This window comes from Xylanibacter ruminicola Ga6B6, assembly GCF_000687715.1.
Lineage (GTDB): Bacteria > Bacteroidota > Bacteroidia > Bacteroidales > Bacteroidaceae > Prevotella > Prevotella ruminicola_B.
In genome coordinates, this window is the sequence record NZ_JHXD01000001.1 from 140635 (window position 1) to 165552 (window position 24918).

General features: G+C 48.6%; 13 protein-coding genes. 6 read left to right on the plus strand and 7 right to left on the minus strand.

The genetic code is table 11. The features are described 5' to 3' along the window. The first annotated feature begins 58 nt into the window (after positions 1–58). The 6 genes from dapB (at position 59) to T500_RS0100615 (ending at position 11922) form a co-directional block, all read left to right on the plus strand. Positions 59–775, plus strand: coding sequence for a 4-hydroxy-tetrahydrodipicolinate reductase (gene dapB / locus T500_RS0100590; protein ID WP_028906499.1), 717 nt, complete (start codon positions 59–61; stop codon positions 773–775). A 12-nt stretch (positions 776–787) separates the two neighbouring features. Next, on the plus strand, positions 788–2215 hold the full coding sequence (lepB, locus tag T500_RS0100595; protein ID WP_028906500.1) for a signal peptidase I: 1428 nt from the start codon (positions 788–790) through the stop codon (positions 2213–2215). 9 nt (positions 2216–2224) lie between these two features. Next, positions 2225–2827 carry a WbqC family protein gene (locus T500_RS0100600; RefSeq protein ID WP_028906501.1) on the plus strand — a complete coding sequence of 201 codons (603 nt, stop codon included), beginning with the start codon at positions 2225–2227 and terminating at the stop codon, positions 2825–2827. Between the two features lie 24 nt (positions 2828–2851). Further along, the gene (locus tag T500_RS0100605; RefSeq protein WP_028906502.1) at positions 2852–6706 is read left to right on the plus strand and encodes a hybrid sensor histidine kinase/response regulator transcription factor; all 3855 of its coding nucleotides are present in this window, start codon (positions 2852–2854) and stop codon (positions 6704–6706) included. Between the two features lie 172 nt (positions 6707–6878). After that, positions 6879–9932, plus strand: a complete 3054-nt coding sequence (locus T500_RS0100610) for a SusC/RagA family TonB-linked outer membrane protein (RefSeq protein WP_410543868.1) — start codon at positions 6879–6881, stop codon at positions 9930–9932. Positions 9933–9954: 22 nt separating this feature from the next. After that, the gene (locus T500_RS0100615; protein ID WP_028906504.1) at positions 9955–11922 is read left to right on the plus strand and encodes a RagB/SusD family nutrient uptake outer membrane protein; all 1968 of its coding nucleotides are present in this window, start codon (positions 9955–9957) and stop codon (positions 11920–11922) included. Between the two features lie 89 nt (positions 11923–12011). Here T500_RS0100615 and T500_RS0100620 read toward each other — a convergent pair whose 3' ends face one another. The 7 genes from T500_RS0100620 to T500_RS17230 all read right to left on the minus strand — a co-directional run bounded on the left by T500_RS0100620 (position 12012) and on the right by T500_RS17230 (position 24082). Continuing rightward, positions 12012–13274 carry a DUF2264 domain-containing protein gene (locus T500_RS0100620; protein ID WP_028906505.1) on the minus strand — a complete coding sequence of 421 codons (1263 nt, stop codon included), beginning with the start codon at positions 13272–13274 and terminating at the stop codon, positions 12012–12014. Continuing rightward, the gene (locus T500_RS0100625; protein ID WP_028906506.1) at positions 13271–14449 is read right to left on the minus strand and encodes a DUF4861 family protein; all 1179 of its coding nucleotides are present in this window, start codon (positions 14447–14449) and stop codon (positions 13271–13273) included. Before T500_RS0100625 ends, T500_RS0100620 begins: the two co-directional genes overlap by 4 nt. After that, a complete protein-coding gene (locus T500_RS0100630) occupies positions 14446–16218 on the minus strand; it encodes a heparinase II/III family protein (protein WP_036908089.1) in 1773 nt (590 codons plus the stop codon). Before T500_RS0100630 ends, T500_RS0100625 begins: the two co-directional genes overlap by 4 nt. After that, positions 16215–17330, minus strand: coding sequence for a glycoside hydrolase family 88 protein (locus tag T500_RS0100635; RefSeq protein ID WP_028906508.1), 1116 nt, complete (start codon positions 17328–17330; stop codon positions 16215–16217). The genes T500_RS0100630 and T500_RS0100635 overlap by 4 nt, the downstream gene beginning before the upstream one ends. 115 nt (positions 17331–17445) lie before the next feature. Further along, complete coding sequence (locus T500_RS0100640) at positions 17446–19476, minus strand: RagB/SusD family nutrient uptake outer membrane protein (RefSeq protein ID WP_036908091.1); 2031 nt, start codon at positions 19474–19476, stop codon at positions 17446–17448. A 14-nt stretch (positions 19477–19490) separates the two neighbouring features. Further along, on the minus strand, positions 19491–22772 hold the full coding sequence (locus tag T500_RS0100645; RefSeq protein ID WP_028906510.1) for a SusC/RagA family TonB-linked outer membrane protein: 3282 nt from the start codon (positions 22770–22772) through the stop codon (positions 19491–19493). Between the two features lie 143 nt (positions 22773–22915). Continuing rightward, the gene (locus T500_RS17230) at positions 22916–24082 is read right to left on the minus strand and encodes a glycoside hydrolase family 43 protein (protein WP_410543869.1); all 1167 of its coding nucleotides are present in this window, start codon (positions 24080–24082) and stop codon (positions 22916–22918) included. Positions 24083–24918: the final 836 nt, after the last annotated feature.

Genomic DNA, 24918 nt, shown 5'->3' on the forward strand with positions numbered 1-24918 from the left:
AATGGGTGTTTGTTGACTAAAAAGTAGTATCTTTGCGGCGTTTTAATTCGAATTAATTATGAAAATAGCTTTAATCGGCTACGGCAAGATGGGTAAGATGATTGAACAGATAGCCCTCGACCGTGGTCATGAGATTGTAAGTATTATCGACATCGATAATCAGCAGGATTTCGATTCGCCTGAGTTCGCATCGGCCGATGTGGCCATCGAGTTTACAGCCCCACAGGCTGCCTATGGCAACTATCTTAAGGCATGGGCTAAAGGCGTGAAAGTTGTTAGTGGTTCAACCGGATGGATGACCGAGCATGGCGACGAAGTGCGCAAGGCTTGCAATGAAGAGGGAAAAACTCTTTTCTGGGCATCTAATTTCTCAATCGGTGTGGCCATTTTCTCTGCCGTAAACCGCTATCTGGCTAAGATTATGAACCAGTTCCCACAGTACGATGTGGAGATGGAGGAGACACACCATGTGCACAAGCTCGACCATCCCAGCGGAACTGCCATCACACTGGCCGAGGAGATTGTTGACAATATCGACCGCAAGGAAGCTTGGAAAGAGGATACTACCGACAAGAAGTTCCTGCGTGTAGATCATATCCGTCGTGGCGAGGTGCCTGGTATCCATACCATCCGCTATGATAGCGATGCCGACCTGATTACCATTACTCACGATGCCCACAGTCGTAAGGGTTTTGCCCTGGGAGCCGTGCTGGCCGCTGAGTACACAAGCCAGCATCAGGGACTGCTCACCATCAGCGATATGTTTAAATTCTAAGCCTTAGCAATAATGGTAAAAAAGAAAGAATTCGACCCCAAGGTGCAGTGGGCCAAGTTTATTGGCGTGCTGGTACTTTACTTGCTCTTCCTGTATTGGGTGGGCAGCTGGTGGGGACTGCTGGTGATACCTTTTATCTTTGATGTGTATATCACCAAGAAAATTAAGTGGCAGTGGTGGAAAGAGGCCGAAAAGCCCGTTAAGTTTGTGATGTCGTGGATCGATGCCCTGGTGTTTGCGCTGGTGGCCGTCTACTTCATCAATCAGTTCTTCTTCCAGAACTACGTGATTCCATCAAGCTCTTTGGAAAAGTCGCTGTTGACTGGCGATTACCTGTTTGTATCAAAGGTAAGCTACGGTCCACGTATTCCTCAGACACCCTTGACGATGCCTCTTACCCAGCACACCCTGCCTGTGGTAGAGTGCAAGAGCTACATTGAGTGGCCACACTGGGACTATCGTCGTGTAAAAGGCTTGGGTAACGTGCAGCTGAACGATATCGTCGTGTTCAACTATCCTGCTGGCGATACCATCTGTACCGCCCTGCAGTATCAGACCGAATATTACAACCTGTGCTACGGCTATGGCATTGGCAACTATCCCAACATGCCCAACCCCGATAACCTGACGGCCGAGCAGCGACTGAAGCTGTATAACGAGATTTATGAGACGGGTAAGAAGATTATTGCCGACCACCCACAGGAGTTTGGTGAGATTGATACCCGCCCAACCGACCGTCGTGAGAACTATGTTAAGCGTTGTGTGGGTCTGCCCGGACAAACGCTGCAGATCAAGGACCACGTGGTATATCTGGACGGTAAGGCTAACAAGGAGCCCGACAACGTGCAGTATACCTACGAGCTGCGCCTGAAGCGCCACTTTACCGATGAGGAGATGGAGAAGTGGGGCATTACTCAGGAGGAGTTGGTATCGCTGAATAACAACGGTTACATGCCTCTTACCAATCGCGTTGTGAGCGAGATGAAGGCCTGCGGCGATCTGATCGACGGCATCAGCTTCCACTACGACCGCGAAACATGGAGTTTGTATCCACAGAACGGCAACTACCACTGGACCCGCGATAACTACGGTCCTATCTGGATTCCCAAGAAGGGTGCTAGCATCAATCTCTCGCTGGAGAATCTTCCCATGTACGAGCGCTGTATCCGTGCCTACGAGGGTAACGACCTGCAGGTTCGCGATGGCAAGATTTTTATTAATGGCAAGCCTGCCAGTCAGTACACCTTTAAGCTGGATTACTACTGGATGATGGGTGATAACCGTCATAATTCGGCCGACTCTCGTTACTGGGGATTTGTGCCCGAGGATCATATTGTGGGTAAGCCTATCTTCATCTGGTGGAGTAGCGATCCCGACCGCAACGGATTTGGCGGCATTCGCTGGAGCCGTATCGGTAGCATCGTAGATAATATTAAATAAGGTAGAACCATGCAGGTTTTGCTCAGTACAACCTATTTCGGCCCGGTGCAGTGGTATCAGAAGCTGCATCGGGCTGACATTGTGCTGATTGAACAGTGGGAGAGTTTCCTGAAGCAGACCTATCGCAACCGCTGCCTGATAGCCACCACCAATGGTGTGCAAGCCCTTACCGTACCCGTCGAGCGTGGTACTTCGCCTCTTATCAAGGATATCCGCATCAGCGATCATGGCAACTGGCGCCATCTGCATTGGATGGCCCTGCAGAGCGCTTATGGCGAATCGCCTTTCTTTGAGTATTACCAGGACGACATCCGCCCGTTTTTTGAGCAGCGATGGGACTACCTGGTAGATTTTAACGAGGCCATCAGCCTGAAAATGTGCGAACTCATCGATATACAGCCCCAAATGACGCGTAGTACTGAGTTCATCCCCGAACCCATAGATCTGACTGATTACCGTTCAGCCATCAACCCTAAACATCCGGCACCCGATGCCGATTTCACGCCTAAGCCCTATTATCAGGTGTATGCCCAGAAGCATGGCTTCCTGCCCAATCTGTCGGTGTTAGACCTGCTATTTAACATGGGGCCCGAAAGCATATACTATTTATAACTTGCAAACCTCAATTTAAAAACAATGTTCCGTTATCTACTACTTACATTACTATCAACATTTACACTACTAAGTTCTGGTCAATCGCACTTCTACACGTCAGAGAAACTGTCGAGTAACCAGATAACCCGGATATGCCAGGATAAGGATGGCTACATCTGGATAGGTACCGAGTATGGTTTGAACAAATACGATGGTTACCGTTTTACCAACTATCTGCACGAGAAAGGTAAACCTAACACCGTGAGCAGCAATGTGATATCGTATCTGTTCGAGGATGTGAACGGCACGCTCTGGGTGGGTACCCAGTTGGGCCTCGACCGCTTCGATCCTGTTACCAACCAGTTTATATCGGTTGAGATGAAAGGTGCCACCAGCATACCTCGTATCAACGCTATCATTCAGGAAGATGCCAACCACCTGTTGATTGGTACTGCCGGTTACGGACTCTTCAGAGTAGATACCCGTACCAACAATTCGCAGCGTGTTGAGGGTTATGCCAAGGCCGATAACAACTATTTTAGCTATATTTTTATCGATCAAAAGGGCTATTTCTGGAAATCGGGTCATGGTAATTCCATTATCCGACGTTCGCCCAAAGGCAAGATCGAGGAGCTGCTGTCGCCTTACGGTATGGTAACCGGTTTTGTAGGTTACGAGGGCGGTGTGCTGATAGTGTGCAATCATGGACTGCTTTACTATCGCGACGGACAGCTGACATCCGATTATATCGACCCAGGCGAGATGCGTGGTAAGGACTTGGTGTTGCGTACCGCCAAGTGCGACAAGGCTGGCAACCTGTATATCGGCACCATGGGTGATGGTCTGTGGTGGGTGCCTCGTGGCGAGCGCCGTATGCGTCGCTATGAGTTCCAGAATGCCTCGTTGGATTTGAACACAGCTACCATCTGGGCGCTGTTCGAGGATAATCAGGAGAACTTGTGGATTGGTTGTCAGAGTCGCGGTCTGCTGCTTATTCCCCAGCACCAGTCGCCCTTCCGCTCGTGGAAATTCATCGATCAGCACCTCAGTACAGGTGGTTCGCTCAGTTCTATCTGTGCTGGCGACAACGGTATGACCTGGTGTGCTGTACAGAATAACGGTGTATTCGGATTTGATGCTGCGGGTCGCTTGGTGGCTCATCCAGCCTCGCCCGATGGTACGTATGTGATATACCGCGATGGAATGGGCCGTTATTGGCTTGGTACCAACGCAGGGCTCTATGCCTACAACCCACTTACAGGGCAATACCAGCTTAAATCATCGTTCAAGAGTGGTTTTGTTAACTCGATTACCGACGATGGAAAGGGCAAACTCTTCTTCTCGGTTTATTCGTTGGGCTTCTTCTCGTACGATACCAATACCGATGAATTGCGCCATTTCAGTATGTACGATGGCGATGGACCGAAAGGTCGACTGCATAACGACTGGATCAGAGAACTGCTGGTTGACAGTCGTGGTAAGCTTTGGATTTGTTCGGCTTCGGGTATTAACTGTTACGACCCTGCCGAAGATAGTTTCCGTTCGTATGGCTGGGAGGTGCTGCTTGATTATAATACCATCGAATCAGTCTGCGAAACGCACGATCATAAGATGTTGTTCGGCACCTATTCAGGCTTGTATTATTACGATGAAAAGGAGAAAACTGCCAAACCCTTCCCTGATGCCGAAATGCTGAGCAACAAGGTAGTGAACGGTATTATTCAGGATCAGGCTGGCGACTTATGGATCAGTACTACCATGGGACTTTGGCAATACAAACATGCCGACCAGCAGTTTGTGAGCTATCTTTACGGTAATGGTCTGGCCAGTCGCGAGTATGTCAGCGGTACAGCTATGCGCACCCACGATGGCCGCATCTGGTTCGGCTTCAGCGATGGTATCACCTCGTTTAATCCTGCCGACCTGCAGATAAAGAATTCCGAAATAGGAAAAGTGCTGCTTACAGGCATCTATGTAGGCGGTGTGGCTCGCCCCAGCACCAAGCGCATCGAGCTTGATTTCATCGATAACACCTTCTCGTTGGAGTTCTCTTCGCTCAACTTTGCCAATGCCGAGAACGTGATTTACGAGTACCGATTGAATGGCAACCGCGAGTGGGGACAGACCGAAGTAGGTCGAAATGTGGTATCGTTTACCCACATGCAGCCCGGTTCGTATATCCTTGAGGTAAGAGCCTACGATAACGGCATTTATTCCGATACCGAGATTTTCCATATTATTGTGCATGCACCTTGGTACAGATCCTCGTGGGCATACATTATATATATATGTATAGGATTCCTGACGCTTGGCACCTTGGTTTTGGGTTATGTTCGTCGTCGTCGCCAGGAGTTGGACGAGGATAAGATGAAGTTCCTCATCAACGCCACGCACGATATCCGCTCGCCGTTGACGCTCATCATGAGTCCGCTGCACAAACTGTTGAAGCGCGATTTCGATCCAGAGGTAACCAACGAGCTGAAAACCATTGAGCATAACGCCCAGCGTGTGCAGAATCTGGTGAACCAGATACTTGATATTCGTAAGATGGACCGCCAGCAGATGAAGCTGCAATGCCAGGAAACCGATATGGTACAGTATGTGGGCAATCTGCTTAAGTCGTACGAATATACCGCCAACGAGCGTCATATCAACTTCCGCTATGCGCCTACGCTCGATAAGCTCAGTGTTTGGTTCGATCGCAAGGCCATCGATAAGGTGGTTGATAATCTGCTCTCAAACGCCTTTAAGTACACCTACGATGGCGGTGAGATTGAGGTGTGTGTATCTCAGGATACTGAGAACAAGAGCGCTATCCTGCAGGTGGTTGATAATGGTATGGGCATCAAGGGCGATCCACGCAAGCTTTTCGACCGTTTCTATCAGGGAGCCAGCTCGCGTAGCATGCATATCGAGGGCACAGGTATCGGACTGAATCTGTGTAAGATGGTTGTAGAGATGCATCACGGCACCATCGATGCGGCCAATCGCGACGATGAGCAGGGTAGTGTGTTCACCGTACATCTGCCTTTAGGCTGCGAACATCTGAAGGAAGAAGAGCTGTTGAAGGTTGAGGAGAAAGAGAAGGCAACACGCCAGCGCTCGCAGTACAGCTATCAGGTTCTGATAGTTGACGACGATGAGGAGATTGGTCGCTATATCGCTCAGGAGCTGGGCTGCTACTATCATATCACCCCCGTTACCAGCGGTCGTGAGGCCCTGCGCCTGCTGCTTGCTGAATCCGAGAAGCAGTTCGATCTGGTGGTGAGCGATGTGATGATGCCCGAGATGGACGGCTTTACGTTGCTGCGAATGATTAAGACCAATATGAACCTGAATCATATCCCAGTGGTAATGCTCACTTCGAAAGCTGCTGTAGCCAACCGTTTGGAGGGCTTGGAGAAGGGTGCCGACGCCTTCCTGGCTAAACCATTTGATATGGACGAGTTGCATATGGTGATTAATAACTTGATCAGTACCAACCTGCGTCTGAAGGGTAAATACTCGGGTTTGCAACAGCCCAAGGATAAGATTGAGGAGAAACCGATTAAGGGTAACGATGAACTGCTGATGGAACGTGTGCTGAAAGAAGTGAACGAACATTTGGACGATAACGACTTTAGTGTTGAGATGCTGGCCAAGGGTGTTGGCATCAGTCGCGCCCAGTTGCATCGCAAAATGAAGGAACTCACCGGTATCCCCGTCAGCGAGTTTATCCGAAACATTCGTTTGGAGCAAGCCGTACGATTGCTCGAGGAGCAAAAAATCAATGTTACACAGGTTGCATATTCAGTTGGATTTAGTAACTTAGCACACTTTTCAACGGTGTTCCGCAAGCAGTTTGGAGTGTCTCCAACCGAATATATCGAGCAAAAAGGGCTAAAAAACCCCGGTTGAGACAAAAGTGAAACGAAACGCAACATACGTTAAAGCCTCTAAAAAAGAATCTGCCTATCTTTGCGGCAGATTTTTTCTTTTATTCAATTAATTAAATTTTAACTAACAAACCAAACGTATGAGTTTCAAAGCAAAGAAAACAGCCTTAGTTGCAGGATTGTGCTTTTTAGGCATGGCTCCTGTACAGCAGGCTTCGGCAGCTACCGCAGCAGTAGCTTCCGTACAGCAAACGAAGCAGGCAACCGGTTATGTAGCTGACTCACAGGGTCCGCTGATTGGTGCCACGGTTATGGAGAAGGGTACTAATAATGGTACCGTTACCGATTTCAACGGCTTCTTCACTCTTAATGTAAAGCCAGGTGCAACAATTGTTGTATCTTATGTAGGCTATGTATCGCAGGAGATTAAGGCCGGCGATAACTTAAAAATCAATCTTAAGGAAGACGGCCATGTTGTAAACGAGGTTGTTGTTATCGGTTACGGTACCCAGCGTCGTGAGGCCGTTACCGGTTCTGTTGCAAACATTGGTGGTGAGAAACTTAACCAGGTTGCAGCTACTAACGCCGCTCAGGCTCTGCAGGGTCGTGTAGCTGGTGTTTTGATGACACAGACAGGTTCTAAGCCTGGTGATGAGATGCAGATTCGTATTCGTGGTCAGCGCTCACTGAGTGCAAGTAACGACCCATTGATCGTACTCGATGGTATTCCATTTATGGGTCAGCTTTCAGATATCAACCCTGCCGACATCAAGTCGATGGATATCCTGAAGGATGCTTCTGCCACCGCTATCTACGGTTCGCGTGGTGCTAACGGTGTAATCATCATTACTACAGTAAAGGGTACACAAGGCACACCTGCTAAGGTTACATATAATGGTTATATATCGTTTAAGAAGGTATTCCACAAGTATCCTATGATGGATGGTCCTACGTTCAACAAGTTCCGCCAGTATGCTGGTAAGTATAAAAACTCACTCGACGAGAGCGAGACAACCAATACCGATTGGCAGGATCTGTATTACAAGACCGGTGTAAGTCACAATCATGATGTAAGCGTTGCTGGTGGTACAAATGGTGGTAGCTACAGCTTTGGTGCCGGTTACTATCATGATGAATCAGTACTTCCTACTGAGGGTTACGATCGTATCTCTGTTCGTGGTAACTTCGACCAGACTGTTGGAAAGTACTTCCGTTTTGGTTTGAGTACCAACAACAGCTATCGTAAAACTCAGGGTGTTAACAATATGTATGCTGTATTGTGCGCATCTCCGCTTTCAAGTCCATACGATGAGAACGGTAATCTGAAGCGTTACAACACTCTGCCTGCAGATGACCAGGTTGTAGTAACCAAAGAGACTGTTGAGCGCGATAAGGATGTATGGTTGAGCGAAAACAAAGGTATCGGTTCTTACAATACGTTGTTTGCAGAGGTTAAGTGCCCATGGATAGAGGGACTGAGCTATCGTGTAAACGTAGGTCTGAACTTCCGTAGCTCTAAGGGTGGCAGTTTCACTGGTACTGGTATTAATAATAAGGATGCTAATGCTGTTAATAGCGGTAGTATATCAGAGAATCAGACTCGTAACTGGGCTGTTGAGCATCTGCTGACCTTTGATAGAACCTTTGCAGAGAAGCATAATCTGAATGTTGTTGCTATGTACTCTGCCGAGCAGACTACATATGAGTCTACTGGCGCATCGGCTCAGGAGATTCCTGCTGATTACATGCAGTATTATAATCTGTCGTACGCTACAGGCGAAGTTAACTTGAATAATTATAGTTACTGGCAGAGTGGCCTTATCTCTTGGATGGGTCGTGTGATGTACTCTTATGATAATAAGTATATGCTTTCGGCTGCCCTTCGTTCGGATGCTTCATCACGTCTGGCTAAGGGTCATCAGTGGCACACCTATCCTGCAGTAAGTGCTGGTTGGAACATTGCTCGTGAGCAGTTCATGGAGAACCTTACTTGGATTGACAACTTGAAGTTGCGCGTAGGTTATGGTGAAACTTCTAACCAGTCTATCAACCCATATTCTACCTTGGGTACCCTTTCAATCCGTAACTATAACTTTGGCGATACCTATAAGGCAGGATATTATGTATCATCTCTGCCTAATGTGGATCTTGGATGGGAGTATTCTAAGACATGGAACTTCGGTCTCGACTTCTCTTTGTTCAATGGTCGCCTGTCTGGATCATTCGAATACTATGTCCAGAAAACAAATGACATCCTGCTTGATGTTACCATGCCTTCAACTTCTGGTGTAGGCAGCTATACTGGTAACATTGGTAAGACCGAGAATAAAGGTTGGGAGTTAACTCTGAATGGTATCATCCTCGACAACAAGAACGGATGGAACTGGGAGGCTGGTATCAACCTCTATGCTAACCGCAATAAACTGACAGCTCTGGCATCAGGTGCCGATCGCGATGAGGCTAACCGCTGGTTTGTTGGTTATCCTATCGACGTGATCTACGACTATGAATATGAGGGCCTGTGGAACCAGAGCGATATCGTAACTGGTCCTGATGGCAAGACTAACCTTGAGGCTCTGGTAAAAGGTGGTAATGTGGGAATGATTAAGGTAAAGTATACTGGCGACTATGATGCAAACGGCATACCTACTCGTCAGATAGGTCCAGAGGATCGTCAGATCATCAGCATGGAACCAAAACTGATGGGAGGTTTCAATACCACTGTTGGTTATAAGAACTTCGACCTGACTGTTATTGGTGCCTTCCAGGTTGGTGGTAAGCTCATCTCTGCTATCCACTCTTCAAGCGGTTACCTGAACATGCTGACAGGTCGTCGTAACAACCTCGATGTTGACTACTGGACCGAGGAGAACACGGGTGCTAAATATCCAAAACCAGGTGGTATCCAGGATGGTGATAACCCCAAGTTCGGTTCTACACTGGGTTATTTCGATGCTGGCTATCTGAAGATTCGTACCATTACACTGGGTTACAACTTCGACAAGCTGAAGGCTGTGAAGGATCTTGGTATCAGCCGTCTGCGCCTCTATGCTACTGTTCAGAATCCATTCGTTCTGTTCTCACCATTCAACAACGAGAGCGGACTTGATCCTGAGACCAATTCATGGGCAAACCAGAATACAGCTGTGGCTGTTGATGGATACACAGGTAAGCACAAGATGCCAATCGTAGGTTACAACACACCTGCTACCCGCAATTTCTTGGTTGGTGTTAACGTTACATTCTAACAATATTAAAGAATTAATAATTATGAAAACTAAAAGTATAAAATATATTCTTGCTGCGGGTTTGGTTTGCTGTGGTCTTTCCACAACATTCACCTCATGCGGTGATGTGCTCGATGAGCAGCCACGCAGCACTTTCGACCCATCATTCTTCACAACGAAGACGGGTATTGAGGGCGGTCTGACATCGCTCTACGCTCACCTGCGCTATTTCTATGGCAACGGTTACTACCTGAACACCCTCGAGACAGGTACCGATGAGTACACATACGCACAGAGTGCCGATGGTAACTTTAAGGATGCCGACCTTTCTGGTGTAGGCTCTGTTACTTCTACTAGCACTGTTGCTGGTGGTGCATGGGGTACCCTGTTTGCAAATATCAATACCTGTAATGGTATCATAGAGAATGGTGCTGCTGCTGGTATCGACGATGCTCTGCTCGCTGAGGCTTATTTCTTCCGTGCATTCGACTACTTTATCCTGGTACAGACCTATGGTGGTGTGCCTCTCGATCTGGGTGCAGGCGAACTGAAGTTCAATACAACAACTATTCGAACCTCTGTACGTAACACTGTTCCTGAAGTTTATAAGGTCATTTTTAGTGATCTCGAGAAAGCTTTGACTGATCTTCCTGATAATCCACGTCTTAAAGGTTCTGCTACCAAGAATCTGGCTCGTTTGTACCTCTCTAAGGCATATCTTACTTACGCATGGTGGTTAGAGAATCCTAATAACATTCCTACCTATCCTGAGTGCAGCCGCGACGCCGGCCAGGCCCAGAGTTATTTCCAGAAAGCTTTCGATATGGCCAAGCAGGCTATCGACAACCCTGGCCCTTACGGTCTGCAGCCTACATTCTATGATGTGAACGTTGCTACCAACGATCGTAACTCAGAAATTATGCTCTACGCTGATCACAACGAGAATGAGAAGTTTGGTAACGGAGGTGCTGGTTACGGTTGGGGTAACGGCGGTTCTCCTGAGAACTTTGCTTACTGGATGGAGACTTGGAACTATACAGAAATGATTGCAAAGACTGATAGAAAGAATGATAAGGGTGAAACCGTTTATATCAACCCCGTTCAACGTGAGGCTGTTCAAGCTCTTGGACGTCCTTGGACACGTATGGCTCCTATCGCCGACAACTTCATGGAAGGTGGTGTATGGGAAGATGCTGTAAAGGCTATTGACTCTCGTTATGATGCAACTTTCACGCTGCGTTATCACACCAACTGGCATAAGGCAGGAGGCAGCGATGCGTTTGTATACGGTGCCAATGGTGAGAAGATCTATCCAAATGATGTTTACTTCAGCTGGGTTCCTGAAAGTGAGGATGAAAACATCAAATATACAGGTGCTGATGAAAAGCTTGGTTTCGGAGAAATGCCTGGTCGTGCTGACTTTGTTGTAGCTGTTAACCACATCAGCCGCAAGAAGTACCCCATCAACTGGAAGATTGGTATCTATCGTACAGATAATGATGGAGGTCTTGGTTCAAAGGTTAATGGAGGTAGTCCACGTCCTTGGAACGTAGCAAAGTTCTCTGAGTTCTATCTCATTGGTGCTGAGGCTGCTGTTAAGCTCGGCAAGAACGAGGATGCAAAGAAACTGGTTAACGTGCTCCGTGCCCGTGCAGGAAAGCAGACTTTCAATCAGAATGACAATGTTGCTGTATCAGTAGATAAGAGCGCCGAAATGGTAGCTGCTACTCCTGCTACTATCACTATCGACTTTATCCTCGACGAGCGTAGCCGTGAGTTCTGGGGTGAGGGATACCGTTGGTTCGACCTCGTTCGTACTCAGAAGTGGGGTGAGCGTGCTGGTACCTACCGCATCGCTGGTGCTGGTTACACCGATAAGGATCTGCAGACAGTTAAGCGTGATATTCCTGCTGGTTACTACATCCGTCCTATCCCACAGGGACAGCTCGATGGTATGGAGATGACCGACGAGGAGAAGACTGCTTATCAGAATCCCGCATACAGAAATTAATTAGTTAGATAACCACTCTCTCTATCAGCACGGGCCGCCCAAAAACTGGACGGCCCGTGTATCTTTTTTATTCCCGCGTGTGGGAAATATTACCACTTGTCGTGCGTGCGGATATCATCACCCCAGCGGTGATCCTTTGGGAACTTCTGTCCGTTCCAGGCTTTTACCTGTGTCCAAGGCTCAGCGGCATCGGTCCAGAAAGGATGATCGGCAGGCAAACCAAGGGGCATCAAACTCAGACTGGTAAGATAAAGCGAACCGTTGTTGGTGTACCAGTCGGCAACCTCTGGCTGTGAACCGCAGAAACCAATAGTGAGATAACCAGCATCGTTAAAATTCTGCTGATAGTCGAACATACGGTGATGCACCTTGGTAAGGGCAGCGCGAACCTGTCCGTTGCTCAGTTCCTTAGGCAACTTCTGATACCAGGCTATCAGAGCCAACGTCTGCATAGCGGCTGTACGATAGGGGATAGAACGACCAATCACAGGGAATGTACCCTCAGGCGAGATGAATCGCTCCAGGATGATAGCGTACTTCTGAGCACGCTTCAGGGCGCGATCGTAGTACTTCTGATAGTCCAAACGGGTGTTGGCCTTAGCATCTACCATGGCCTGCAGTGTCTCCAGGTACATGGCGTGGAACACGTAGCTGCTGTAGTAATCGAAAGCAAACACGGGACCATCGGCATACCAGCCATCGCCTACGTACCACTCTTCAACCTTACGGCAGGCGGTGTTTACACGGAACTCATCGTACTGTGCACCAGCCTTAGCCAGCAGACTCTCGATGGTAGACGAGAACAGGAACCAGTTGGTGTAGGGTGGGTCGATCTTTCTTAAGGCCTGAAACTCCTTGATGTAACGCTGTTTGGTTACCTCGTCGAGTGGCTGCCATAAGGTATCCCAGGCGCGCAGGAACGATTCGGCGATATAGGCGGCATCAACTAAGTTCTGTCCGGCCTTGCCCCAGCACAGATAGTCGGGCGATGCGGGATCTACAGCGTTCTTATACGAGGCCAATGCCCACTCGCGTAACTGGTGGCGCTGCTGGCTCTCAGCGGTGTTGTCGTCGGGTAGTGCAAGCCAAGGGGCTACACCAGCCATCAGGCGTCCGAAGGTTTCCATATATACCACCGAGCGGTCGCGGTTATCAAACGAGGGCGAGAACTCTGTCTTCATGTTCTTCTGCAGCTCGCCCTTGGCCATATTCTCCAATACGGGCTGGGCCATCTTGTAGGCTAACGAGCACCAGTACTGACGGTCGGTTTGTTCTGGCGTTTTTGTCTTTTTGGCTTGCGTTGGTATTACTAGCATTAGAGCTAATACCAACAAGGTTGTTGTTCGTTTCATTTGATGTCTGTTATTAGTGGATTCTTGATATTGTTCAGATAGTTGTCGGCCAAAAGCTGCCACTCGGCCATCGTCTTCACGTCGTTGCTGCTCCAGGCTGAGCCGAAATAATAGGTATAGGGCTTGCCCTTATACTGGCGCACAATGCCCAAGGCGTGGTTCTTGTTGCCGTTAAGTCGGGTGGTTTCATCCACACCGTTAGGGAACAAGGTACCCACGTAAATCTGCGACTGGTTTACTTTTGGGTTATCGGTGGGGTCGGTATACAGCACATAGTCTTTGCCAAGCGCTAACTCACCCTCGCCATTCAGCACCACACCTGTAGCCCAGCCGGTTTTCTGTTTCATACCGTCGTACCATACGGTTATCTTGTTGTAATGTGAACCGCGATCCAGACTCACCAGTCGGTGCTCTGTTGCGCCATCATTATTGGGATGGTAGGTCAGCTCTACGGTGAAACGCAGCGGACCGTTGTCCAATATCTTGTAGTCCTTAAAGCAATAAGGATAAACCAGTTCGCCATTCTTCATCAGCGCAGGTGCGCCGCATCCTAAACTCGGACCAACAGAGTAAACATCCATTCCCTCACCATGGTCGTGGTGGAACGATGTGGCCAGGTATATCTCGTTGGCCTCCTTGGACTTGCCAGCTCTTTTCAGCGAGTCGCGTTGTCCCACACCCCACAGGTGCATCTTATAACGTTTCTCTAAAACCAGTTCTGGGGTGCTTTTGGTCCATACGTCGGTACCGAACGACTTCTCACCGCTACGCTGCAGGGCAGGACCGTACATGCGATAGATGCCCAGCTCGTTCTCCCAGGTCATATCGTCGGCACGTTCGGGGAACAATCTTCCATAAACATACGATTTCATCGCAGCTGGCTGTCCTTTCTCGATGGTGAATACAGCCTTACTGTGGGGTTGTACCGATACATACATCAGCAGCTTGCCATCGTATGATAGTTGGTAAGCCTGCTCCTGGCCGAAGCCGTTCTTAATCATGAATGCCTCGCCTGCGGTTAAGCCTAATCGGTTAGATACCGTCTGTAAGTCGGCTTCTACTACCTCCTGACGTTGGTAGTCGCTAGGGTTGGTTACCGTAAGGGTTGTTTGCTGGGCGCTGACCCCTTTGGTCAGTGCACCCAGCAAAACTATAGTAAGTAGTAGTCTAATCATTTGATACTATATTTGATTTGTTGCTTAGTTTTTGCCGATTTCACCGTCAGCACTATGCGGTACATCTCTTTTCCCCACATGTCTTGCAACAGCGGGTCGAGTTGGTTGCTGATATCCTCGATAGCTGCTTCCAGCTGGTTGGCATTGTAGCTGATGTGCTTCAGCGCATCGCGGTTGGTGGTCATCAGCATCAGACGGGTAGGAGCTTTGTAGGCATCTAATTCAAAGTCCTCGGTTACCGATACGCCCGATTTGGTGGCAGTAACGGTGCGTTTCCACGATTTTACCGCAGCCTCTTTGGGATAGGCACCGGCAATGTCGAGTGTAAGCTTTCCGTTCTGGTGACTTGTCACCTTGGCGCCGAACGCCTTTCCATCCTGCTGGTCGATACCGTTAATCTGTGGTAGATTATGATAGCCCGACTGCATGGTCCATATCTCGTAGCGACTGTTGCTGAAGGTCTTGGCGGTATATTCGCCCACACCTGGATCGATCAGCAGCGGTTCGCCATCTATATACACCAGGAACGAGCCCACATCGTTGTGATTGTGGCTCTCGCCGTTATGTCCGCCCTTAAAGGCCGTAAATAGGCCGCCACGTCGCGCAGTCATAATCTGTAGGTTAGGTAACCACGCATCCTTTATGAGTGGCTCCTGGGGCTTTTCTGCGATGAAATCGCGAATATTTCGTAAGAAGAACAGCTCGCGACCCAACGTTGGGAAGTTGCCGCTCTTATCGTATAGCTTGGCAGGCTGGGTCAGCACTTGCTTGGTTCGTCCTAAATAAGCGCCAAACTCGCGCATGGTTTTGTCGTTCAGCCAATGACCGAATGGATACACGATGTTTACCTGTTGCACAGCCTTGTTCTCGTGTGCATCGGCAAAGTTTACACAGTAATCATGCCCGATATAGGTCTTATAGCTATAAGCAGCCATCGCTCTAATCTTCCTTGAAAGGCTTGTATTACTAGTACTACTAGTTAATCTAGCCAACCTAGAATTCTCAGGCAGTAGCCTGAGTACCTCGAACATCGAGGCTGCGGCGCGGTCCCAATAGCCAGGACCCTCATCGCAACCGCCATCCTCGGGGTAGGCGTCGATAAACGCATGGGTGGCCTTTTCTATTTGGGCGATGGCTTCGGCTTTACGGGCCTCGTCCTTCTCACAGATCAGCACACAGGCCAGCCAGTTGCTGCAAATCCATGGGTTCCAGTTCATGCCAGCCGTCTTCCACCAGTAGTTGTTGGCTACGGCAGGTTTCAGGATACGCTGTTCTGCCTCTCGGTCGATACGTTGACAGATATCGGGCGAGAAGGCATCCAACTGTTTCTCCAGCATATAGCGTGTCCATACAATCAGACTGGCCGTTTCGACATTAAACAAGTCTACCTCCTGTATCTCCTGCAGGGGGATGCGTTTACCGTAATGGGCGGGTATGCCCCACCAGGTTTCTTCGCAAAAGCTACCGATTCCATCGATGATATCGTTCATAAATCGGCCCTTGCCCTCTACAATCTCGGCCATGACGAGGGCAGCCAGATGGCGGCGCTTCTCAAAACAGATACCCTCGTAGTTTACGCGGTTACCGGTTATCTTGTTCTCGGCAAAAACAGTCCAGGGCAAAGCTGTCCACGCTTTGCCCAGATACTGTTCGCCATATACGGTATAACTCTGCTTCATCTCCTGAGGGATGGAGTCGCGCCAGAACGCATCCTCAGCCTGCGGTAACAGGTTGGCTATACCGAGTGCTATTGTTAATAACAGGTTCATCGGCCAATGTATTTCACGTATTCACATGCGGCCAGCAGGAAGGCACCAACACCAAAGTTGGCCTGCGAGTTGGCATCTACTGTCTGTCCGGGAATAGCGCGCTCGCCAATGGGTTGTACGTAACCCACCTTACCGTCCTTCTGCAGGGCGATAGTGGTGAGATAGTTCCACGCCTTATCGATGGTGGGGGCAAACTCCTTCTTCGACAGATAGCCGTGATTAACGCCCCACAACAAGCCGTAGCAGAAGAAGGCTGTACCGCTGGTTTCGTAGCCAGGCGCCTGCTCTGGGTCCATCATCGAACGGGTCCAGTGGCCCTGTGGCTGCTGCAACTTCTTCACGCCGCGTGCCAGATTTACGTACTTCTCAACAAAGAACGGCTGACGGACGTAGGTCTCGGGCATATCCTGCAGCACCTTGGCCAAGCCGGCCAGCACCCAACCATCGCCACGTGCCCAGAAGTCCTTCTTGCCCTTGGCTGTTTTGTGCTTGGGATAGATGTATTTACCATCGCGGAAGTACAGTCCTGTCTCCTTGTCGAGCATGATACTGTCGCTATAGCAGATGTTTTCGTAGAGTTTGCGCAGATACTTGGTGTCACCGGTCAGCTTGTACATCTTGGTGAGTGTAGGCATCACCATGTAGAGCGCGTCGGCCCACCACCAGTAGTCGTTGGCTTTCGATTCGGCCTCATAGCTCATCACCTCCTTGGCGCGTGCTATCTTCTTCTCGTCGGGTTGCAGGTTGTACAAATCGATGTACGTCTGGAAGCAGATCTGCCAGTCGCCAAACAGTACATAGTCCTGTCCCTCACCGTAGTTCTTGTATTTCCAGTTGGCGGGGTTGGGTTCGGTGGCACCTTTCCACTGGTTGTGTTCCGCCCAGCGAATACTGTAGTCCAGCATCTGCTTATCCTGCAACAACTTGTAAACCTCCATATTACCTGTATGGTAGGCGGCGTTGTCCCAGAAAGAGCGCACCTCGGCCGGATTATTGGTCTGCCAGTAGGTGTTAACCAAGCGTATCATGTCCTTTACCTCGTCGGTAGTCCATCGCTTGGCCTGAACCATCATGGTGCTCAGCAAACATGCCAATAATAATAGTTTTCTCATAGAGTCCGTTTTTACTTGTTTTTGTTGAAAAAGGGGCAGCCTAAAGAATGATAGACCGCCCCCTCCACCTTAGAAATACTAACAAATTACCATAATTAATGTATGAACAGCCTAATTAATTTGCTGATTCTTCGTCAGCTACAGCCTCTTCCCAACTTGTCCACATAGGAATAGTGTCGCTATAGCCATCGTAACCGAAGTTCTGACGCAGCTGTCCCTTGTTGTTGGCTGTGATAGCAGAGTTTGGAACAGGCCAGAACAGGTTGTGCTTATTGACCTTGTATTCGAATGTCTGGTTGCCCTGCTGGCCTTTGCCGTAAGGACGATTGAATACATTATAGATTGTGCAGCGACGATACCAATAGCTACCGCCATTCAAATCGGTACCTTCCTGCTTGTCCCATGTATTGAGGTCGTAAGTATTACCCCATTCGTCAGCTACACCGCTACGAGCCAGACACCAGCTGACACGTACCATTTCGGCCTGTCGGAACTCCTCCAGATACAGCTCGCGTGCACGCTCTGCCATGATGTCGCCAATGTTTACAGTTGCGTACATCTTCTTGGCATTTGCGCGTTTGCGTACGGCATTCACGTCTTCTGCAGCGCCAGCAGCATTTTTCTGATAGAGTCGAGCCTCTGCACGCAACAGGTAGGTTTCTGCCAAGCGGAAGAGATACATGTCGCCATTAGCTCCTTTACCAGATGCACCCTGGAACTGGTTTGCACCCATGTTGTTTTCATTAGGTGTATCCAAGATATAGAGTTGGTACAGTGGTGTAGGATACCAACTACGGATTGTATCAGAGCAAAGAATGTCGCCTTTGTGTACAAGAACCTTCGATGGATTTGAGGGATCTACATAATCTTCTGTGGCATAAAGCTGATAATTCTTACCGTAGAAATCAGACTTCTTGTTGTTGTACTTAAAGTCTTCCATCTCCATCCAGTTACCAACTTCGCGGTTGTGGCGTAGGTCTTGCCAGTCAGTCTCTCCATCGTAGTTCCAGATGGTCTTGTTATAATAGTAAGAAGTACGGTTTACAGCAATACCACGTCCGGCAGCGCGTACCCAGTCGAGTTCTGCATTGTAGTCACCGTTATTACGTGCAATGTTCTGTCCAGGACCGCCAAGTCCATGAGGATCGCGGATGATACCGTTGCTCCAGTGGGCAAAGCAGGCGCGCATAACATTATAGGTAGTGAAATCCTGATCGTTAGAGTTTGAGATCATCATGATGGTCTCCTTGTTGGCTGGATCGGCGATATTTGGTGTGCGATGCAAATCCCAAACAACATTACGAGTAACTTTCCATGTACTCTCTGCACCCGAAGGCTGCCATGTACCAAAGTTCTCAGTCATCAACTTCAAACCATGATTGTTAATCAGGTCGGTGGCCATAGCTTCGGCCTTTGCATATTCGCCTACTACGAGGTAGCACTTAACCAACAGATGCATGCAGCCTTCCTGATTTACCTGACCTACATATGACATTTTGGCTTGTGCAGGAACATGCTGAACAGCAAATTCCAAATCGTGTACCAGCATCTTGAAGATAGCTTCCTTGCTGGTTGATGTATAGTTGCGCTTAGGCACACTAATCAGTTTCGTTACCAAAGGAATATCGCCGAACTGCAAAGCCAGGTTGTAGTAAGCGTATGCACGATGGAAGTAAGCGCGACCTTTATAGGCATCACGAGTAGCATCGTCTAGACCTTTTACTTGATCAATGTATGAAAGAATGGTATTGGCATATTTTACCATGCTGAATCCCTGATCCCAGAAACGCTGCATATAGTTGCCGTCACCACCGCCTGCCATACCGGATGTAGGGGTGAGCTTGGCGTCGAAGTTATCTTGGAAACCACCTCCCATATCTGTTTTGGCATACATACCAACATCCGACATGAGGTAGTTTGTGAAGATACCAACGTTGTTCCAGTTACCATCGATACGATAGGTTTTCAACTGTTTGTCGCACTGTGCCAGAGCGGCCTGCAGACCTGCCTCTGTGCTGTAGGTAGTAGCCGGTTCATAGAATGACAATGGATCCTGCTCCAGGAAGCCGTCCGAACATCCTACCATGGTTCCCGCAAGGGCTAACATGAGTCCTCCGCGAAGTATATTGTTCTTTTTGATATTCATATGATGATGATTTATTAAAGTGTAACATTAAGACCGAACTGGAACTGGCGATTAGCAAAGCCTCCTGTTTCAGGATCGCCATATTCCCAACTGTCGATAGTAAATACATTGTTGATACCAGCAGTTACGTGTACGCGCTGGATACCCCACTTATTTGTAATGTCGCGTGGGATGGTATAGCCGAGTGTGATATTGTCAAGACGTACAAAACTGCGATTGTACACCTTCTCAATACCGGTCACTCCTGAAGGACCTACGGCATTCAAGCGTGCGTAGTCGTTGGTTGGGTTTTCTGGTGTCCAGTATTCTTTCTTGTAAGTATTACAAGTCTGTGTAAACATAGAACCAGAGTTGTCGCCATTCAACCAGTAGCCAGCGCGGCTCTTATGACCCATGTAGCTGTACATTGAGAAAGAGAATGTGAAATCCTTATACTGGAAGTCATTGCGCATATTCCAATAGATTGGTGGCTGAGTGGTGCCATGGTATACGCGATCCTTGTCATTATAAACAGGAACACGAGTACCATCTTCCAGAATCTTATCGTCTTCAGTATATACGTTAACAACCTTTGGATCACCAGGCTTCTGGTTTACCAGAGCAGCCTGCTCGGCTTCGTCAGCCTGCCAAATGCCATCGGTCTTCCAGTACCAGATTTCGCCGATAGGTTTGCCGATGAACCAACCATTACTGGTATCGTCCATTTCCTTGCCGTCCTCGTCATACTCATAGTAAAGATGCTTGATCTTATTCTTGTTGTAAGAGAATCCGAGTGAGGTGCTCCACTTGAAGTCTTTAGTGTCAATATTTCTTGAGTTCAGTGTAATTTCGAAACCAGTATTGGTAACCTCACCGAGGTTTGTTGTGATGCTGCCGAAACCGGTGAAGTTAGGTAGGCGCTGAGCCATGATCATATCGTGAGTCTTCTTGTGGTAGAAGTCAATGCTACCAGAGAGGCGCTTGTTAAGTACGGCAAAGTCGAGACCGAAGTTCCACGATGAGGTCTTTTCCCATTCCAGGTTAGGATTACCCAGACGGTTAACGCTCAATGCATTCAGCACTTCTTGTGATGTTGAACCGTACTTGTAATAAGCATACAAGCCGCCATTCGACAAGTTAGAAAGAGCCAGGTAAGTGTCGCTAAGCGAACGGTTACCATTTGTACCATAGCTCAAACGAACCTTAGCCATATCCAACCATTTCCAATCCTGAGCGAACTTCTCCTCCGAGAGAATCCAGCTAGTACCTAATGACCAGAAGTTAGCCCATGGATTGTTCTGTCCGAATGCAGAATAACCATCGCGACGTACAGTAGCGGTAATCATATAGCGATCCATGAATCCATAGAACAAACGTCCCAGATAGGCCGATGCTGTATAGTGGGTATCGTTGGTAGAGAACGAACTCTGCTCTTTATTGGCACCAGAAATATAGTGGAAACCAAGAACATCTGTAGGGGTGATGTTGCGTGCAGAGATATTATCGCTCCAATAACGATTCTCTTCTGCTTCCTGAACTAAAGTAACAGTAACATGATGAAGGTCGGCAAATGTGCGATCCCATGTCAGTGTATTGTTCAAGTTCCAGTTGAATGTCTTTGAAGAGTTACGGTTTACACCGCGTGTAGCAGGGTCGCTGTTTGGCAGTTCTGCCGACATGTGATAACGATCGTAGAACCACTGGTAGCGTGGAGCAATATTGAACTGGTAGGTAATGCCGAATGGCAGGGTTACTTTAGCATTGAAGATGGTGTTCAGTACAGTATAACCTTTCTCAAGACCGATATACTGCTGCTGGAAGTGATAGTTGTAACCTCCGTTTGTTGGGTTACCAGTACGGGGGTACTGTATCTCGTTGCCGTTTTCATCATATCGTGAAGCATATGGTGATTCACGAAGCTGGTTATCGTCCCAGTAGTTGCTGCCAAGGGGAACTGCCTGAGATTCATCGCTACGATCCTGGAAGTTTACGTTGGCACCAACTTCCAACCAGTCGGTAATCTTAGCGTTCAACTTCATGTTTGCGCGATATGCATGGTAATTGTCTCCCTGGATAGCACCCTGATTCTTCAGATAACCAAATCCTAAATAGTAGTTTACACGATCGGTAGCACCTGAAATGCTGGCATTGTAGTCCTGATTGAAACCGGTACGGAAGGTAGCATCCTCCCAGTTGTATGTCTTACCTGCCAGGAAGTTCTCCATAACGAGGGCTGCGTCAGCGTCAAAGCCCATACGACGTGCATAGAGGCTCAGCATCGACTCGCCTGCCTGCAATGTCTTTGGACCATTGCTGGCCCACTGGTCCTGCGAAATACCATATTGACTGATATTGTTGAAGTTATCATAGTAACCAGTAGGAATACCGCTGTCTTTACCATAGTAGCCCCATGTGCCATCCTCGCGATAACCATATGTCTGAGCCTTATACCAGTCCTCGCGGTAGGTCATATACTCGCTGGCATTGAATACATCGCGGTATGCAGCTTTCGTGTTGGCTGCCAAGTTCATGCTTACATTAATGATGGGCTTACCTTCCTTACCTTTTTTGGTAGTAATAATGATAACACCACTGGCAGCCTTGGCACCATAGATAGCAGCCGACGAAGCATCCTTCAGTACATCAATCTGTTCGATGTCGTCAGGGTTGATCTCTGAGAGTTCACCTGCAAACTGCATGCCGTCAAGGATAATCAGTGGTGAATTATGAGAGCCATCTGTATAGAGTGAATTCTGTCCACGCAGCTGGATGCTGGCGCCAGAACCCTTGGCTGAAGAATCGAAGCCAATCTGAAGTCCAGGTGTGCCACGCAGAAGGTCCTGTACACTACCAGGGTTTTGGTCAGCGAGTTTGCTGGGGTCAATCTGAACAACAGAACCGGTCAGGTCCTTCTTGCGCATTGTTCCATAACCAACTACAACAACCTCTTGCAGGGTTTCTGCATCTTCCTCGATAGTAATGTTAAGGGTCTGACCATTTCTGTAGGCTACCTCTTTGGTTTTGAAACCGACATATGATACAATAATAGTACCATTAGATGGGATGCCTTTTAATTCAAAGTTTCCATCGAAATCGGTAACTGTTCCTGCTTTCTCGGCATTTTTTACTTTTACGGTTGCACCAATGACTGGTTCGCCATTCTTCTCAACAACCTGACCTTTCACAACTCCGCTTTGCTGCGTAGCCTGAACTGCAGGTTCTGCCATTGCTGACATTGGGAACGAAATCATTCCTGCTGCCAACGCCATCACAAAACATAGTTTGCGGGATGGATTTGTTAAATTAGCATACTTCATTTGTTAATGTTTTAAGTTTATTATAATTGTTAATAATTGAATAGTTCTTCCTTCTCTGGGATAGGTTCGAATTTTCGGGTGCAAAGATACGAAGGTTGATATAAATCAAGGGTTAAAATGCGTGAATTTAGGGGAACAAATCGTTAATTTTCCCCTAATTCACTAAGATTCCACGCATCACGCCAGCTGATGACGGGTTTTCCGTTCTCAAAATCGATAGGCAACCAGATGTAACGGGCATCGCTTGGATGCTTGGGTCGCCAGATGTCGGCCATAAAGATAAAGCCTTTGCCGTAGGGCAGGACATAGGTCGATTGTCCTTCGAAGGTGATTTCGGCCTTTGGACCTACACAAGGTGTGGGGTGCTGAGTCCAAGGTCCCCAGATGCTGGGTGCCGAGAACATACGTGCCTCGTTAGGAGCCCAACCGGTGCAACCCGAGGTAATCATCCAGTAGGTACCATCCTTCTTAAAGATGGCAGGTGCCTCGTTCTGGCCGCCAGGAGCCACGCGGGTATATTTGCCTGAGTGGTGCAGGTAGTCGCCTGTCAGTTCGGCAATATGCAGTGTCAGGTTATCCTCCGATGAGAATATGTGATAGGCTTTGCCATCATCATCTACATAAAGTGTCATATCGCGAGCCATCTGACCTGTACCGAAGTCGCGTTTCAGGAACAGGCCCTGCTTGATAGCCTCCATCCAGGTGGGTGTCCACCATTTCTTGAAATTGTCGGCATTCAGGGTGTCGAGTGTAGCCAACTCCTGCTGTCCGAACTCTACAGGGTAGGTGCCTGCGTTGGCGCGCTGCGAGTACAGAAACTTATAAGGTCCTTCGGGTTTGTCGCTTACAGCCACACCGTAGCGGGCAGCGCTGTAGCCCTTGCCTTTCAGCTCCAGGTGGAACCACATGCAGAATTTCTTGGTTACCTTATTATATATAACCTTGGGGCGCTCCAGCACACAACCGCGGGTAATATCGCTGCGGCGGTCGTCGCTCACGTAGAGGGCAACGCCACGGTTCTGCCAGTTCATCAGATCTTTAGATGAGTAGCACTGCACACCAATCATAGCCGATGAGGTGGTGTCGCACTTGTTCTCGCCAAACCAGTAGTAGGTGTCGCCATACTTCATGATACCACCGCCATGGGCGTTGATATGACGCCCGCTTGCATCGGGCCAGATTTCACCCGAGCGAATCATCTTGGCTTTCTTCTGCTGGTTGTTCCAGTAGTTTTCGATACGCTTAGCCTCGGCCTTGGTGATATGAATCACGCTTCCGTGTTTGGGCGATGAGAAATTGGCAGCCTTCATCACACCCTCATTAAATCGACCCAGAGGCTTGAAGGTCTTGAAGTCGCTGGTCTCAACAAATCCGAAGTTATGAGGGTTCACGCTGTAGATATCGTACATCACCACCCATTTCTTCTGTCCGATGCGCTTCCATACGTTTGGCGCCTCGCAACCACGGTTCTCGCCGTCGATCTGCTCGGCGTGATAATCGTTGAAATGGTTAATTTTGTCGCTAATCATGTACTTGATGCCGCCAGGATTCTCCTGAGCCACATAGCTCATAAAGTAACGACCGTCGGGCATGGGACAGATATCGGCATCCAGTACCTGAATCTTATCGTCGGGATACTCAAACAGCAACTGGGGCTCGGTCTCAAGTGTAGTAAACTCCTCGTTGGCGTAACTATAGTATAGTTTCGTGCGCCCGCCCGCGTGTTGTCTGATGGTAAAGTAAACCATAGGCTTGCCCACGGCAGGATCCCAGATGGTCTGAGGTGCCCAGGCACAACCGATTTTACCGAACTTCTCGGGGAACAGTTTATCTATACGTGCCTCGTGGTGGGTCCAGTGTATCAGGTCGTCGCTGGCCATCAGCACCAGTCCGCGGTTGTTACCCCAGCCAAACTCGTCGGGGCGTTCCCACTGGGTGGCGCGCAATCCCATCTCCTTACCGAACACATGCAGGTCGGTCATGGCAATGTAGAATTTGCCATTGGGAGCACGGTAGATATGAGGATCGCGTATGCCTCGCTGGTCGGCAATAGAGTCGCCGGCAATAATGGGCTCGCCATTGTTAACAGCTGTAAACGTGTAGCCATCGTAGCTGATGGCCATAAACAGCGAGTGGGTTGGATCGT

Coding starts and splice junctions, on each gene's coding strand:
- T500_RS0100635 (WP_028906508.1), bottom strand. CDS start 17,330: ATGAGAAAACTATTATTATTGGCATGTTTGCTGAGCACCATGATGGTT.
- T500_RS0100625 (WP_028906506.1), bottom strand. CDS start 14,449: ATGATTAGACTACTACTTACTATAGTTTTGCTGGGTGCACTGACCAAA.
- T500_RS0100610 (WP_410543868.1), top strand. CDS start 6,879: ATGGCTCCTGTACAGCAGGCTTCGGCAGCTACCGCAGCAGTAGCTTCC.
- T500_RS0100640 (WP_036908091.1), bottom strand. CDS start 19,476: ATGAATATCAAAAAGAACAATATACTTCGCGGAGGACTCATGTTAGCC.
- T500_RS17230 (WP_410543869.1), bottom strand. CDS start 24,082: ATGAAGGCTGCCAATTTCTCATCGCCCAAACACGGAAGCGTGATTCAT.
- T500_RS0100605 (WP_028906502.1), top strand. CDS start 2,852: ATGTTCCGTTATCTACTACTTACATTACTATCAACATTTACACTACTA.
- T500_RS0100615 (WP_028906504.1), top strand. CDS start 9,955: ATGAAAACTAAAAGTATAAAATATATTCTTGCTGCGGGTTTGGTTTGC.
- T500_RS0100645 (WP_028906510.1), bottom strand. CDS start 22,772: ATGAAGTATGCTAATTTAACAAATCCATCCCGCAAACTATGTTTTGTG.
- lepB (WP_028906500.1), top strand. CDS start 788: ATGGTAAAAAAGAAAGAATTCGACCCCAAGGTGCAGTGGGCCAAGTTT.
- T500_RS0100630 (WP_036908089.1), bottom strand. CDS start 16,218: ATGAACCTGTTATTAACAATAGCACTCGGTATAGCCAACCTGTTACCG.
- T500_RS0100600 (WP_028906501.1), top strand. CDS start 2,225: ATGCAGGTTTTGCTCAGTACAACCTATTTCGGCCCGGTGCAGTGGTAT.
- dapB (WP_028906499.1), top strand. CDS start 59: ATGAAAATAGCTTTAATCGGCTACGGCAAGATGGGTAAGATGATTGAA.
- T500_RS0100620 (WP_028906505.1), bottom strand. CDS start 13,274: ATGAAACGAACAACAACCTTGTTGGTATTAGCTCTAATGCTAGTAATA.